Raw genomic sequence first — 14,190 nt, forward strand, 5'->3', positions numbered from 1 at the left:
ATGGATTGAAGAGAATGAAGAAAATTATGATAACCGGCGCGGCCGGGTTTATCGGGACAGCACTTTCCCGTAAACTGATTGAAGGTGGGGCAGAGGTAGTTGGACTCGATAATCTTAACGATTATTACGATCCTCAACTGAAGCGGGACCGTATGGCTGCTCTGGTGGGTGGAAGCGATGCTTTTACTCATGTTAATATGGAACTTGCCGACAGAAACGCGGTTGAAAAACTGTTCAGGGAACATCAGTTTGATGCTGTGGTTAATCTGGCAGCTCAGGCGGGTGTCCGCTATTCTCTGATCAATCCTCATTCCTATGTGGACACTAATATTGTCGGCTTTGTCAATGTTCTTGAGGGATGCCGACACAGTGGAGTGAAGCATTTTGTTTATGCCTCTTCCAGTTCCGTATATGGCGCCAATACCAGGATGCCTTTTTCAGTTCATGATAATGTTGATCATCCGGTATCCCTGTATGCTGCCAGCAAAAAATCAAATGAACTCATGGCCCATACTTACAGTCATCTTTTCGGTTTGCCGACCACGGGCCTGAGGTTTTTCACCGTCTATGGCCCTTGGGGTCGACCGGACATGGCTCTGTTTCTTTTTACCAAAGCTATTCTTGAGGACAGGCCGATTGATGTGTTTAATCACGGCAATATGGAACGGGATTTTACTTATATTGATGATATTGTTGAGGGCGTCTACCGGGTGATTCATAAAATTCCCCAAAGTGATCCTGACTGGAACGGAGACAATCCGGATCCGGCAAGTTCTTACTGCCCCTATCGGGTTTATAATATCGGTAATAATAACAAGGAAAAACTTCTGCGTTATATTGAAGTGCTGGAAGAATGCCTCGGTAAAAAAGCGGAAAAGAATTTCATGGATATGCAACCGGGCGATGTGCCGGCGACTTATGCAAATGTGGATGACCTGGTCGCCGATTTCAATTATAAGCCGGCGACCACACTGGAATATGGAATTGGGAAATTTGTAGACTGGTATAAGGAGTATTACAAAATCTGATCCGCCTGCTACGTAATTGGTCACAGGGGTAGGAACTCTATGATTTTTTTACCTCTGAAGTGTAACCCCTCAAAGGGGAGGCAAATCGTAATATCAGGCCTTTTTTCAATTCCGGTTCATCAGTTTGATGGCGGCTCGGATAATTGAAGGAGGGTCTATCCGGCTGTTTTTCCAAAGTGTCTTCTGGGGGCCGTGTTCCACAAAGAAATCGGGATGGCCGAGGTTGCATGTTTTTATGCCGTAAAGACCTTTGCGGCTGAAGAGTTCAAGAACCGCACTGCCGAATCCTCCCTGACGGACATTGTCTTCAATAGTGACTACTCTCCGGCATTTGTCTGCCCAGCTGCAGATCAGGGCCTCGTCAAGGGGTTTGAGGAATCTCGGGTTGATTACGGCAGCGCTGATGCCGACCTTTTCAAGTCCTTCAGCTGCCTCCAGGGCCGGATATACCCTGTTTCCTATGGGGAGCAGGAGCAGATCCTCTCCCTTGAGCAGCAGTTCACCACGGCCGATTTCAATTTTTCGGAGATGGTTCGAGAGAATGACATCCTGGCCCCCGCCCCTGGGATACCTGACCGCGGCAGGTCCATCGTACTGAATTGCGGTAAAGAGCATATGCTGCAGCTCTTCCTCATCTTTTGGTGCCATGATGACTAAATTGGGAATATAGCGTAGAAAGGAGAAGTCAAAGACCCCGTGGTGACTGGGACCGTCATCTCCAACCACACCTCCCCGGTCAATGGCAAGGGTTACAGGGAGGTTCGGCAGGCAGATATCATGGATGATCTGGTCCACCGCCCGTTGGAAAAAAGAGGAGTAGATGGCGACCACCGGTTTTATTCCTTCGGTGGAAAGTCCCGCGGCAAAGGTTACAGCGTGTTGTTCCGAAATGCCCACATCAAAGAGCCGTTCGGGAAATCTTTCCGCGAATTTTTTCAGGCCTGTTCCGGACACCATGGCCGCGGATATGGCAACGATCTTTTCGTCTTTTTCCGCAAGTCTGATCATTGTATCGCCAAAGACCTTGGTGTATGTTACAGGACCGCCCTTGGTCTTAATCGGTCTGCCGGTGGCGACATCAAATGGTCCCAGTCCGTGGAAGATATCCGGGTTTTTCTCTGCTGGTTCATACCCTTTGCCTTTCCGGGTAAGAACATGGATAAGGACCGGACCCTGGGCGCTGTCCCGAACTGTTTCCAGTGTTTCCTTGAGATCACCAATATTATGACCATCAATGGGGCCGATATAATCAAATTTAAATGCCTCAAAAAGCATGCCCGGAGTAAAGAAACTCTTGAAACTCTCCTCGCTTTTTCTGAGGATATTGAGGATATTTTCCCCGACGTCGGAGATCTGCAGTTTTTCCACCAGATGGTCCTTTACCCGGCGCATGGTTTTTCCACTCAGTTTACGGCTGAGAAAACTGGAAAGTGCTCCCACGTTGGGCGAAATGGACATTTCGTTATCATTGAGGATGACGATGAGATTCTTGTCCAGGTGGCCGGCCTGGTTGAGTCCCTCGAAGGCAATGCCGGCGGTCATGGAGCCGTCACCGATCACGGCAATGGCGCGGTTATTACTGTTTTTATAGTGCTTGGCAAGGGTTATTCCCAGTGCTGCCGAAATGGAAGTGGAGCTGTGCCCCGTCTCAAAGGCATCATATTCACTCTCCCTGAATTTTGGAAAACCGCTGAGACCTTTATATTGCCTGAGGGTAGAAAAACTTTCCCGCCTGCCTGTGATAATCTTGTGGGCATAGGACTGATGCCCGACATCCCAGATCAGTTTATCGTTGGGTGTGTCGAAGACGGAATGCAGGGCCAGTGTCAGTTCAACTACACCGAGACTTGGGGCCAGGTGGCCGCCGTTTCTTGAGACGGTTTTTACGATAATTTCCCGGATTTCTTGAGCCAGCAGGCTCAGTTCGTCAAGGGACATGGAGCGTATGTCCGCCGGTGAGTTAATAGTGTCCAGAAGGGGTGCCGGGTATGATTGTGGTGATAATAGCATGGCAGTTCAGTAAAGTCTCAGTGACTTCTTGTGTAGATATAGTTTGCCAGTTCCCGTAACGGGTCGGCCTTGTGGTCAAAGCTTTCCAGGGAATACAGTGCTTCCTGCACGGCTTCCCTGGCTTTTTCCCGACTCTTGTCAATACCGAAAAAGGAAGGATAGGTGGCCTTCCCCCGGTCGTTATCACTTCCTGCGGTTTTTCCGAGCTGTTCTGTCGTTGCTGTGGCGTTGAGCAGATCGTCCACGATCTGGAAAGCCAGTCCTATTTTATCTCCGTAAAGTGTGAGTCTGCGGATTTCTTCTCCTGATGCGCCACCTCCGACAGCTCCGGCATGTATGGAGCAGGTGATAAGGGCTCCTGTTTTATTCTTATGGATGGTTCTCAGGGTGTCAAAAGGAAACTCGGTGTTCTCGTGTGCTATGTCAAGAGCCTGTCCACCAACCATGCCAAGGGGACCGGCACCTCTTGCTATAATATTTATTATGGTAATTCTTTTGTCCATTGAAATCCGGGTTGTCTCCCGGCCGCTGAGCAGGTCAAAAGCCCATGTCAGCAGGCTGTCTCCGGCGAGAATGGCGCCAGCTTCTCCAAAAAGCGTGTGATTGGTGGGTTTTCCCCGTCTGAGTTCGTCATTGTCCATTGCCGGAAGATCATCGTGGATAAGTGAATATGTATGTATACATTCCAGGGCGCAGGCGACGGGGAGGAGATCTTCTTCAATTTCAGGATTGTCATTTACTGCAGCGGCAGCAGCAAGACAGAGAATTGGTCTGACCCGTTTTCCTCCTGCAAAAAGAGAATAGCGCATGGCATCAATATGGTCTCTGAACGGTTCTGTTGCCTGGAGCATGAACCTGTTCAGGCCATTTTCAACCAGCTGTTTTTTTTCATTCAGGTATTGTTTTATTTTCACTTTCCGTTCCATCAAAAGGAATTGCTTCGAGTTTCCCGTCTTTTTCCAGGAGGATTTCAATTTTTGCTCTGGCCTTCGTCAGCTGTTCATTGCAGTAATCAGCCAGTTTAATACCTTCATTAAATTTTTTCAAACTGGCATCAAGGCTCAACTCGCCGTCTTCCAGCTCGTCGGTTATCTGCTCGAGTCTTGCAAGGGCTGTTTCAAATGTTTTCTTTGCCATAACTCCTGATGTCCATAAAAAGAGAGTTGATTCAGTTCTGTTTTCCGGCTAGAACTACCCGGTAAATAATAGGCGTGATGCGCAGAATTTTAAAATATAACAGATAGTGCACGAATCGTACACGGAATAAAATCTGGATCCCAATATCGTTAACTTGTGCCTGCCCATAAACGGCCCCTTTGCTCTCACTTTGCCTCATGCTTAAAAAAATAACCTTCTAAATAACAAAAGTTATTTTTAAAATTGATCCGGCAACGCCCAGGTGGAACGCTGATTACGTACAAAATTCAGCCTGATACTTGTGAACCTGGGGATGTGGCTGTTTTATCAGGCGTATTTCAAAAATCACATTGTTCTGGTTAAAAAATGATCTGGACTGACACTTTTTCATTTGCACTCCTTATTAATTGAGATTTCCAGTGATTTTTGACCGTAGGCTAGCCTGATAAACCAGCCACATCCCCAAACTGGCTGAATTTCATGGGTGATTAGAAAAAATAATATTTGGAATATCAATAATATGGCTGTGATTTTTGTTTGGGAAGTCCTTGATTCTGAACGAAATTGCGCAATTATGGGCAGACACTGGCTTAGAATTAACTTAAACGATGAGTCCCATTCCAACCTTAGCCGATGGACGTTATAAATCAGTCAGTAAATACTCAAAGACACCCCGGATTTGCATGGTCTTTTTTCCCTATAGTTTGAGTGATTACATCCAGAGTGCAGGATTTAGGTGGAAGTCGTAAATGAAAAAACATATTGAACAGTTTTCCCGTTGGCTGGCCACGGAAAAAGGATATTCCCCTCATACGGTTTCCGGATACAGGCGGGATCTGCACGAATTCACCAACCATTGCGGTGAAGAGACAAAGGTGAAATCGGTCACAGATACACATATACGCTCCTTTGTGGTCAGTCTTCACGGTCGGAACAGTAGTGCGACCGTGGCTCGTAAGCTCTCGGCTCTTCGCACATTTTTCAGATTTTTACTGAGCCGGAAGAGGATAAAAAATGATCCGATCGCGGGAGTTGCCGGGCCTAGGAGCGGGAAATCCATTCCTGTTTTTTTGACTGTAGATGAAACGTTTGCTTTGCTCGAGGGACCTGATTCCCGAGACAGGTTTATGGAACGGGACAGGGCCATGCTTGAATTACTTTATTCTACGGGAATAAGGGTTTCGGAGCTTGTCTCCAGGAACCTGGATGACCTTGATTTCAATGATGGAGTGCTTAGGGTGAGGGGCAAAGGAAACCGGGAGAGGCTGGTACCTGTTGGCAGACCCGCTCTTGAGGCAATTCGTTTCTGGCTGCCTAAGAGACTGCAGCTCCTGGAAGCCCGTGTAAAGCGGGGAAGAGAAGTGGACAGGAAGGCAATGTTTCTCAGCGGCAGGGGAGGGCGTCTGACGACCCGCAGCGTGGAGAGGATTGTAAAAAAATATGGGGAGAAGGTGGGAATCAACCAGATTGTCACTCCCCATGCCCTGCGACATTCTTTTGCCACACATCTGCTGGAGATGGGGGCTGATCTGCGTTCCGTCCAGGAGTTGCTGGGTCATGCGAGTCTGTCCACAACCCAGAGATATACACATTTGACCCTTGACCATCTGTCGGATGTTTATGATAAGGCTCACCCGTTATCGGGAAGAGAGAACTGGGAATAGCCCGGACCCGGGCAAGTATGGTTCAGGGGTAATAAATTATATCGGTGCTAACCCTGTAAGGAGTTTTGACAGTAGTGGTATAATAGTAATCTGCATTTATGGTCCAGTCATAAAAAACAGTGAAAATCCCGATAGTGACGATACAACCTTCGGCTGTGGATTTTCAGATAAACCGGCATGACCGGACTCCATGGCTCGTCCTCAATAAACAAATAAAAAATCCCGACTGCGATGGTGCAACTCACAGCCTGGGATTTTCAGATGAACAACAGACAATTTTGAGAGCATTATGAAAATACGATCAACCACCATTCTGGCAGTACGTCATAATGGTGAAGTTGCCCTGGCTGGAGATGGCCAGGTCTCTTTGGGAAATACCGTAATGAAGCATCATGCCAGGAAGGTCAGGCGGCTTTATCATGACCGGGTTATCACCGGGTTCGCCGGAGCCACGGCCGATGCCTTTACCCTGTACGATAAACTGGAACAAAAGCTGGAACAGTATAACGGCAATCTTCTTCGCTCTTCCGTTGAACTGGCAAAGGAATGGCGTACCGATAAATATCTCCGCAGGCTCGAGGCGATGCTGATAGCGGTGGACAAGGATCATTCTCTTCTGCTTTCCGGTACCGGCGATGTCATAGAAGCCGACCAGGGGGTGCTCGCGATCGGTTCAGGTGGACCCTATGCCCAGGCGGCAGCCCTTGCTCTGGTGGGGCACAGCGAACTGGACGCGGAGGCCATCTGCAGGGCGGCCATGGAAATCGCCGGCAATATCTGTGTGTTTACTAATAATTCCATCGTAGTTGAGAAGATATGAAACATAATCAGTCATTTACACCTAAAGAAACATTAGCCGAACTCGATAAATATATTGTGGGGCAGGGGAGAGCCAAGCGGTCTGTGGCTATTGCCCTGAGAAACAGATGGCGAAGACGGCAGGTGCCTTCGCCCCTGCGGGAAGAGATTGCCCCTAAAAATATTATTATGATCGGTCCCACGGGCGTTGGTAAAACAGAAATAGCCAGAAGGCTTGCCACACTTGCCCAGTCACCGTTCATCAAGGTGGAAGCTTCAAAATTTACCGAAGTTGGTTATGTGGGCAGAGATGTGGAATCGATGATCCGCGATCTTGTTGACCTGGCTGTGAACATGGTCAAAGAAGAGGAGAAAAAACGGCTTGAGGGTGTGGCGGCCGCAAATGCAGAAGATTATATTTTAGATCTTCTTCTTCCTCCCGGTCCTGTATCTCCGGCGGGCGGAGCCGGAACATCCTTTGGTGCTGAGCAACCAGGCCTGCCTGTTCCTGCCGATTCCCAGGTTAAAAATTCCACCAGGGAAAAGTTCCGGAAAATGCTGCGGGAAGGAACGCTTGATGACCGGGAACTCGAGATTTCAGTCAGTGAATCAAAGTCCATGCCCATGGTGGAGATCCTGACAACTTCCGGAATGGAGGATATGCAGTCTAATCTGCAGGATGCCTTCAGTAAAATTTTTCCCAGAAAGAAAAAAAGCAGGAAAATGAAAGTACCGGAGGCGCTGGAGGCTGCCACCAAAGAGGAGATGGAAAAGCTGGTGGACATGGACCAGGTGATCAAAGAGGCATTGAGGAGAACTGAACAGTCGGGTATTGTTTTTCTTGACGAGATTGATAAAATTGCTTCCAGGAACGGGGCTTCCGCCGGACAGGGACCTGAGGTTTCCAGGGAGGGGGTGCAGCGGGATCTGCTGCCCATAGTTGAAGGGGCTACTGTCTCCACAAAGCATGGCATGATAAAAACGGATCATATCCTCTTTATTGCAAGCGGGGCTTTTCATCTCTGTAAACCATCAGACCTTATTCCCGAGCTGCAGGGAAGGTTTCCCATTCGGGTGGAACTCGACTCTTTGGGGAAAAAAGAGTTTGTCAGAATACTCACCGAGCCGGAAAATGCCCTGATTAAACAATATATTGCCCTGATGAAAACAGAAGGGATTGATCTTGTGTTTGAGCCTGAGGCGATAGAAGAAATTGCAGCAATAGCCGTGGAAGTAAATGAAAAAACAGAAGAAATCGGAGCGCGAAGATTACACACAATATTGGAAAGAGTGCTGGATCAGCTTTCTTTTGATGCCTCAGAACTGGGAGAATCACAGTTTACCATCACCGCTGATTATGTGAAGGAACAGCTCGCCGATATCGTTGAGGACCAGGATTTGAGCAGGTATATACTTTAGGTCCTGAATCCTGCAGTTGGCGGTCCACCAGGGAAGAGGAACTTTCAGGGCACCCTCAAGTGTATTTTCCAGGAGGAAAATCATCCAGAAGGATGTATTCTGCAACAGTGCGTCTGCCGAGTCGGGTTTGCCCGGAAAAACAGCTTCATATATTCCTGATTTTAATCCAGTATTTTGCAGTAATGGGAGAGACGTTCTCTGGTGGACAGCGAAGCGTTATTTCTATCTGCCGGAAAAGCTTCGTAATCTGATTCCGCTGAAGGCATTGCCAGTGATAACAGTACTGAGTATCAGTTTCCTGACGTATTGTTTCAGTTGTGTGGAGTTGCCGGGCATTGGTAATTTTTGCCCTGATGCTCATGTATGTACGTTGTTGTTTTTTGTTCCGTAATTGCTCACAGACACTTGGGGATGTACCTGTTTTATCAGGCGTATTTCAAAAATCACTTTGTACTGGTTTGAAAATAATCTGGACTGACACTTTTTCATCTGAATTTCTTATCAATTGAGATTTTCAGTGATTTTTGACCGTAGGCTAGCCTGATAAGGCAGGTACCTCCACAATTCGGCTGAGTTAATGGGTAATCAAGAAAAACATTGCGGAATATTAACCGGAAACGGGGTTCAGGTATCTATTACCCTGGAGAATGAAAATGTTCTGGAAAAAGAAGACAAAAAAGCAAAAAAAGAAAAAAATACAGGAAATCGGACAGGGTGAAGTTGATCCGGAAATGAACTATTGTCCAGTTTGCGGGGACGAATACAGGTCAGATATTGGAAAATGTGTATCCTGTGCAGTGGCTCTTATTTCAGGAAAGGAAAAATTCACGCGGGTTCAGAAGGAACAGGAATTGCGGAATAATCGCAGTATGGAAATATCTGTTGACGATGAACTTATTGATTTACGTAAAGGTGCGCTGCACGATATGAAACAGTTGCAGACACTTCTGGCCGGAGACCGTATCCCATCGATTCTTGTTGCAGATGAGAGTTGCGGGAGAGGGTGTTGTGGTACCGAGATGTACCTGCAGATCAGAAAAGGCGATATGGATGCGGCAATGGTGGTTTTGAGTCGGGAATATATAAAAAACACCTCCCTGGAGAACCACGATTTATCTCATGTGGATGCGGTTTTTGTCCAGGAAGCGGACTCAAATATCTGCCCGGCTTGTGGTTGCAGATTTGGAGCATCGGATGGGTTGAACTGTCCAGAATGCGGCCTTTGTTTCGGGGTTTCAGGTTGACTTCGCGGACCTTTGCCTGTTCCACCGTTTTTTCCGGGGCGCTTGGACAATCGATTTCTTGACATAGGAGATTGGGTTATAGTCCAGTATGGTCTCAATCTTGTCGCTCAGCTGTCTGCACGGTTCTATAGTGAGATCCTTTGTGACCTCAATATCGACTTCACCCCTGCCTGGAAAATGGATGGTCAGGAGAATCGGGCAGGAGCCGTGGTGCTGGTAGAGGGCCTCCTTGACCTTTTCCAATTGTTGCCGACTCAGCCGGGTTGCTTCCAGTTTTATACGTGCTGATTCCGTATATTTTTTCCTGGCTTCCGGCAGTGGATCAATGGAATCTGCGATGATTTTAGGCCCACGTTCATCCTGCTTGACAGTGCCCTTGATAATCAGAGGATCGGTGGATGAGAGTACGGCCTCGCAACGACTGTAGGTATCTGGGAAAACGATGACCTCAACGGCATCAAAGAGATCCTCAACAGTTATGAATGCCATGGGATCACCTTTTTTTGATTTCAGTCTCTTGCAGTTTCGAATGAGTCCGCCGATACGGACCGGTTGATCGTTGCCCCAGTTGGCGAGATTCTGGATGGTTGTATCAATGACCGTGTTAATCTCCTGGATTGTGTCATCAAGGGGATGTCCGGTAATATAAAAGCCCACAGTTTCCTTTTCGCAGGCCAGTTTTTTTCTGTCATCCCACTCATCAATATCCGGCATGGTGATATCGGTTATCTCAGTTTTCTCTTTTGTCTCAGGGGCAAGCGAAAAAAGAGACATCTGTCCGCTCAGCAGGTCCCGCTGAACCGCCTTGGCCTGTTCCATGGCCTGGTCAAGGACAGCAAAATATTGAGAACGTTTATATCCCAGGGAATCAAAAGAGCCAGACTTGATAAGGCTTTCAATAACTCTGGAGTTGACCCTGCGGGAGTCGACCCTGTTGCAGAAATCGCTTAACGATTTGTACTTTCCTTTCTTTTCCCTTTCTTCGATTATGGAATCAATGGCAGATCCGCCAACATTTTTAACGGCAGCAAGGCCGAAGCGGATACTGTCATTGACTACACTGAAATCCTTGACACTTTCGTTGATGTCCGGGGGAAGGACTTCAATATTGTGCTCCCGGCACTCGTTGATATAGAGAACAACCTTGTCCGTGTTGTTCATATCGCAGGAGAGCAGGGCCGCCATGAACTGTGGCGCAAAATGGGCCTTGAGGTAAGCTGTCTGGTAGCATATCAGCGCATATGCGGCCGAGTGGGATTTATTGAAACCGTAGCCGGCAAATTTTGCCATAAGATCAAAAATATATTCGGCCTTATCCTCCGGATGATTATTCTTTTTGGCGCCGGCCATGAATTTGACTTTTTCTTCATCCATGACCTCTGTTATTTTCTTACCCATTGCCCGGCGGAGGATATCCGCGTCTCCCAGGGAATAACTGGCGAGAATATTGGCAATTTTCATGACCTGTTCCTGGTAGACGATGACACCGTACGTTTCTTCCAGAACCGGTTTGATCTCTGGCAGTGGATAATTGGCTGTGGCCTTGCCGTGCTTGGTCATGACAAAGTCGTCCACCATCCCTGAATCCAGGGGGCCGGGGCGATAAAGGGCTACCAGGGCGATAAGATCACTGAACTGGGTGGGGGCCATTTTTACGAGCAGTTCCCGCATTCCAGAGCTTTCAAGCTGAAAGACACCTAAGGCATCCCCGCGGCAGAGAAGGTCATAGGTTTTGATATCATCCATGGGGATGGTGTCGATATCGAGTTTCTTCCCGATGTCCTGCTCAATATGTTTGAGGGCCTTGTCGATTACGGTCAGGGTTTTCAAACCAAGAAAATCGAATTTGATTAATCCGGTCATCTCAGTGTGTTTCATGTCATACTGGGTCAGGGTTTCCTCGTTGCTTCCCCGACATGTCGGCAGATAGTGGGTCATCGGCTTGGGAGAAACAACTACTCCTGCAGCATGGGTTGAAGTGTGACGTGCCAGCCCTTCAAGGGTTTTTGAGACTGAAAGCAGTTCAGCAATGCGGGGATCGCTGTCAGCCATTTCCTGGAGTTTCGGCTCCTCCTTCAGGGCCTTTTTGATGGTCATTTTCAGTTGGTCGGGAACCAGTTTTGCTACCTTGTCAACTTCCCCGAAAGGAATATCAAGAGCTCTGCCCACATCACGGATCACTCCTCTGGCTTTCATGGATCCGTATGTGACTATCTGGGCCACATGGGCGGCGCCACCGTATTTGCTGCGGACATAATCAATAACCTCACCCCTTCTTTCCTGGCAGAAATCCACGTCAAAGTCGGGCATTGATTTTCGTTCGATATTGAGAAAACGTTCAAAGATCAGACCATAGGGGATAGGGTCTATATTTGTAATGCGCATGCAGTAGGCAGCAAGACTTCCTGCCCCTGATCCACGTCCAGGTCCCACGGGAATACCGCGGTTCTTTGCCCAGTTGATGAAGTCGGCGACAATGAGAAAATAGGCAGGAAATCCCATGGTTCTGATGACTTCAATTTCTGACTCCAGCCGTTCAGTATACGTTTTTTCGATCTCGGGGGAAAAAGTTCCGGCCTTACGCATGTCGTTGAACCTTTCCCGGAGGCCGTCACGGCAGGCTGATTCAAAGAGGGAATCGAGGCTTTCTCCCTCGGGTACTTCAAAATTTGGGAAATAGTAGTTGCCGAATTCAATCTCCAGGTTGCAGCGATCTGTTATTTCACGACTGGTGGCAATGGATTCAGGGCAATAGCTAAAACTCTTTTTCATGGTTTCCTGGGACTTGAAATAAAATTCGTCCGTTGAAAACCTGAATCGTTTCGGGTCGTTAATGGTTTTGCCGGTCTGGATGCAGAGCAGGATTTCATGGGCGTGCGCCTCTTCTCTGTTCAGATAATGGCAGTCATTAGTGGCTACAACCTTGACTCCCATTTCCCGGCCGAGACTGATCAAACCCTCGTTCACCGGCTTTTGTGCAGCAATACCGTTTTCCTGGATTTCAAAATAGAGCCTGTCGCCGAAAATATCGTATAATTCCTGTGCTTTTTTCCGGGCACCGGCCATATCATTTTTACCGATCAGGTAGGGGACCTGACCGTGGAGACAGGCCGTCAGGGCAATGACGCCTTCATTATGAGCCCTGAGAACTTCCATATCGATCCTGGGCTTATAATAAAAACCCTCGAACTGGGCGATACTGGCCATCTTCATCAGGTTCCGGTATCCACCATGGTTCATGGCAAGGAGAACGATATGGAAGGCAACCTCACCATCTATTCTTTTCTTTTCCCGCATATCGCCCGGGGCAATATACAGTTCGCAACCTACAATCGGTTTTATGTCAGCCGCTTTTGCCTTCTTGTAAAATTCCAGAGCCCCATACATTGCTCCATGGTCAGTAACTGCCACACTGTCCATGCCGTATTCCCTGCATTTATCAAGCAGGTCTGTTATCCGGATGGCTCCGTCCAGCAGGCTGTATTGGGTGTGAACATGGAGATGGGTGAATTCTGCACTCATATTAATCTCTGTATCCTTCAGCAGATTCAAGATTGGCTCCGTCCAGGATGGTGCCGTTGAGAACTGCATTGTTGAGTTTTGCTTTAATGAGGTTGCTTCCGGTCAGGTCTGCATTGGACAGATCTGCATCAATGAGAACAGCGCCCGCGAGACTGGTTGCAACAAGACGGGCCCCGGTAAGATTAGCTCCACTGAGATCTGCTCTGCGGAGGTTGGCTCCACTGAGATCAGCGCCCTCAAGGTTTGCACCCTTCAGGTTTGCCCCGATGAGATTCGCGTCCTTCAGGTTGATTCCCCTGAGATTGCAGTCGGGGCAGTTTCTGGCAATTCTGATGAGATCGTCCCGTTTATTTTTTTGTCTGTGTTGTTTTGTAGCTCTATTGTCTGCAGCTGCCTTCCCGTTCTTTTCTTTTCGGGGAGTATTGAAAACAGGACGACCGTATTTTTGGACAAATTGCTCTCTTAAATATTGTTTTCCTTTTGTCTTTCCAATCTGTTGAGACAGATTGTATGGATCGGCCGTAAGGAATTCGGCCGTACAATACCTGGCGCCATTTTCAGTAAAAAAAATATATTTCCCTTCTGTTCCTCCTGGGAAAACGCGGTAGCATTTTGTGTCACCATAATACCAGGTACGGTATTTTATGCAGAGCTGGTTTTCTGATGAAACATCCCATTTACCGACATCTCTGCTTTTAAGACGATCAATGGCCGCCAGCGTACCATTGGTGTTGAAAAAAAGCGTTGCGTCAAAATCAACGGTCTCAAGATGCAGACTGTTGTTACTGACCATGTCAAAGAGTTGTCTGGAGGTGAGGGGGCTCTGACCAGAAGCTTCTATCTGGTTTTGATTTACAGGCGCACATCCATTGATAAGAAAGAAAAACAGCATAAGCTGGGTGAAGAAAAAAAAACGAATCATATATGTTCCCTTGTGATTTTTTTTGACCTTAATCCGATAAGCATTCACAGAAACCAAAGCGGGTTAATCACCCGCCATCAAAATGCTGCACCATAAGTTAACATGTTGGTGCAACTATTGAATATTCAACTCAAACTGGTTCATTAATTTATTGTTTTTAAGACAAGAATTGACCAATAAGATAATAATATAGTCCTTTTCTCCCCGCACAGCAAATTAATGTAACTCCTCACTGGGATATTGGCTCTATGTTTTCTTTTCCCAGGCACTGACGACATAATAATAGATTCTGATCCCCATAGTCTCAAATAGCAGGCTGAGTTTTGTATGTAATCAGCGTTCCACCTGGGCGTTGCCGGGTCAAATTTAAAAATAACTTTTGTTATTTAGAAGATAAATAGATTATGAAACAGCGACAGCCGCATCAGTTTTTTCGAGAAAATATA

At 47.4% G+C, this 14,190-nt stretch carries 10 protein-coding genes; 5 read left to right on the forward strand and 5 right to left on the reverse strand.

Going from position 1 to position 14,190, the window contains the following annotated elements:
* Window positions 1-14 precede the first annotated feature (14 nt).
* Window positions 15-1,028, forward strand: a complete 1,014-nt coding sequence (locus ACXLDX_RS14490; protein WP_457577908.1) for an NAD-dependent epimerase — start codon at window positions 15-17, stop codon at window positions 1,026-1,028.
* A gap of 105 nt (window positions 1,029-1,133) precedes the next feature.
* Here the strand turns inward: ACXLDX_RS14490 and dxs are convergent, their stop codons facing one another.
* From dxs to xseB, 3 genes are read right to left on the reverse strand one after another with little or no spacing between them, the layout of a single operon-like run.
* Window positions 1,134-3,038 (reverse strand): 1-deoxy-D-xylulose-5-phosphate synthase, encoded by a 1,905-nt coding sequence (gene dxs, locus ACXLDX_RS14495; RefSeq protein ID WP_457577899.1) that lies wholly within the window; start codon window positions 3,036-3,038, stop codon window positions 1,134-1,136.
* 17 nt (window positions 3,039-3,055) lie between these two features.
* Window positions 3,056-3,952, reverse strand: a complete 897-nt coding sequence (locus ACXLDX_RS14500) for a polyprenyl synthetase family protein (protein ID WP_457577900.1) — start codon at window positions 3,950-3,952, stop codon at window positions 3,056-3,058.
* Window positions 3,927-4,175, reverse strand: a complete 249-nt coding sequence (gene xseB / locus ACXLDX_RS14505; protein ID WP_457577901.1) for an exodeoxyribonuclease VII small subunit — start codon at window positions 4,173-4,175, stop codon at window positions 3,927-3,929. The genes ACXLDX_RS14500 and xseB overlap by 26 nt, the downstream gene beginning before the upstream one ends.
* Window positions 4,176-4,924: 749 nt before the next feature.
* Here xseB and xerC point away from each other — a divergent pair.
* From xerC to ACXLDX_RS14525, 4 genes are all read left to right on the forward strand, one after another.
* Window positions 4,925-5,839, forward strand: coding sequence for a tyrosine recombinase XerC (gene xerC / locus ACXLDX_RS14510; RefSeq protein ID WP_457577902.1), 915 nt, complete (start codon window positions 4,925-4,927; stop codon window positions 5,837-5,839).
* Between the two features lie 289 nt (window positions 5,840-6,128).
* Window positions 6,129-6,659: an ATP-dependent protease subunit HslV gene (hslV, locus tag ACXLDX_RS14515; protein WP_457577903.1), complete on the forward strand. Its 531-nt coding sequence runs from the start codon at window positions 6,129-6,131 to the stop codon at window positions 6,657-6,659.
* Window positions 6,656-8,056, forward strand: coding sequence for an ATP-dependent protease ATPase subunit HslU (hslU, locus tag ACXLDX_RS14520; RefSeq protein ID WP_457577904.1), 1,401 nt, complete (start codon window positions 6,656-6,658; stop codon window positions 8,054-8,056). The genes hslV and hslU overlap by 4 nt, the downstream gene beginning before the upstream one ends.
* Window positions 8,057-8,709: 653 nt before the next feature.
* Window positions 8,710-9,300, forward strand: a complete 591-nt coding sequence (locus ACXLDX_RS14525; protein ID WP_457577905.1) for a zinc ribbon-containing (seleno)protein DG — start codon at window positions 8,710-8,712, stop codon at window positions 9,298-9,300.
* Here ACXLDX_RS14525 and dnaE read toward each other — a convergent pair.
* Window positions 9,292-12,852: a DNA polymerase III subunit alpha gene (gene dnaE / locus ACXLDX_RS14530; RefSeq protein ID WP_457577906.1), complete on the reverse strand. Its 3,561-nt coding sequence runs from the start codon at window positions 12,850-12,852 to the stop codon at window positions 9,292-9,294. The two genes, ACXLDX_RS14525 and dnaE, sit on opposite strands and share 9 nt — an antisense overlap.
* On the reverse strand, window positions 12,824-13,744 hold the full coding sequence (locus tag ACXLDX_RS14535) for a pentapeptide repeat-containing protein (protein ID WP_457577907.1): 921 nt from the start codon (window positions 13,742-13,744) through the stop codon (window positions 12,824-12,826). The genes dnaE and ACXLDX_RS14535 overlap by 29 nt, the downstream gene beginning before the upstream one ends.
* Between the last annotated feature and the right edge of the window lie 446 nt (window positions 13,745-14,190).

The sequence above is a fragment of the Desulfomarina sp. genome, from assembly GCF_054039375.1.

Excerpts from the sequence above, each read along its gene's own strand:
- xerC (WP_457577902.1), top strand. The coding sequence starts at position 4,925 with ATGAAAAAACATATTGAACAGTTTTCCCGTTGGCTGGCCACGGAAAAA.
- xseB (WP_457577901.1), bottom strand. The coding sequence starts at position 4,175 with ATGGCAAAGAAAACATTTGAAACAGCCCTTGCAAGACTCGAGCAGATA.
- ACXLDX_RS14525 (WP_457577905.1), top strand. The coding sequence starts at position 8,710 with ATGTTCTGGAAAAAGAAGACAAAAAAGCAAAAAAAGAAAAAAATACAG.
- hslU (WP_457577904.1), top strand. The coding sequence starts at position 6,656 with ATGAAACATAATCAGTCATTTACACCTAAAGAAACATTAGCCGAACTC.
- ACXLDX_RS14490 (WP_457577908.1), top strand. The coding sequence starts at position 15 with ATGAAGAAAATTATGATAACCGGCGCGGCCGGGTTTATCGGGACAGCA.
- dxs (WP_457577899.1), bottom strand. The coding sequence starts at position 3,038 with ATGCTATTATCACCACAATCATACCCGGCACCCCTTCTGGACACTATT.
- ACXLDX_RS14535 (WP_457577907.1), bottom strand. The coding sequence starts at position 13,744 with ATGATTCGTTTTTTTTTCTTCACCCAGCTTATGCTGTTTTTCTTTCTT.
- hslV (WP_457577903.1), top strand. The coding sequence starts at position 6,129 with ATGAAAATACGATCAACCACCATTCTGGCAGTACGTCATAATGGTGAA.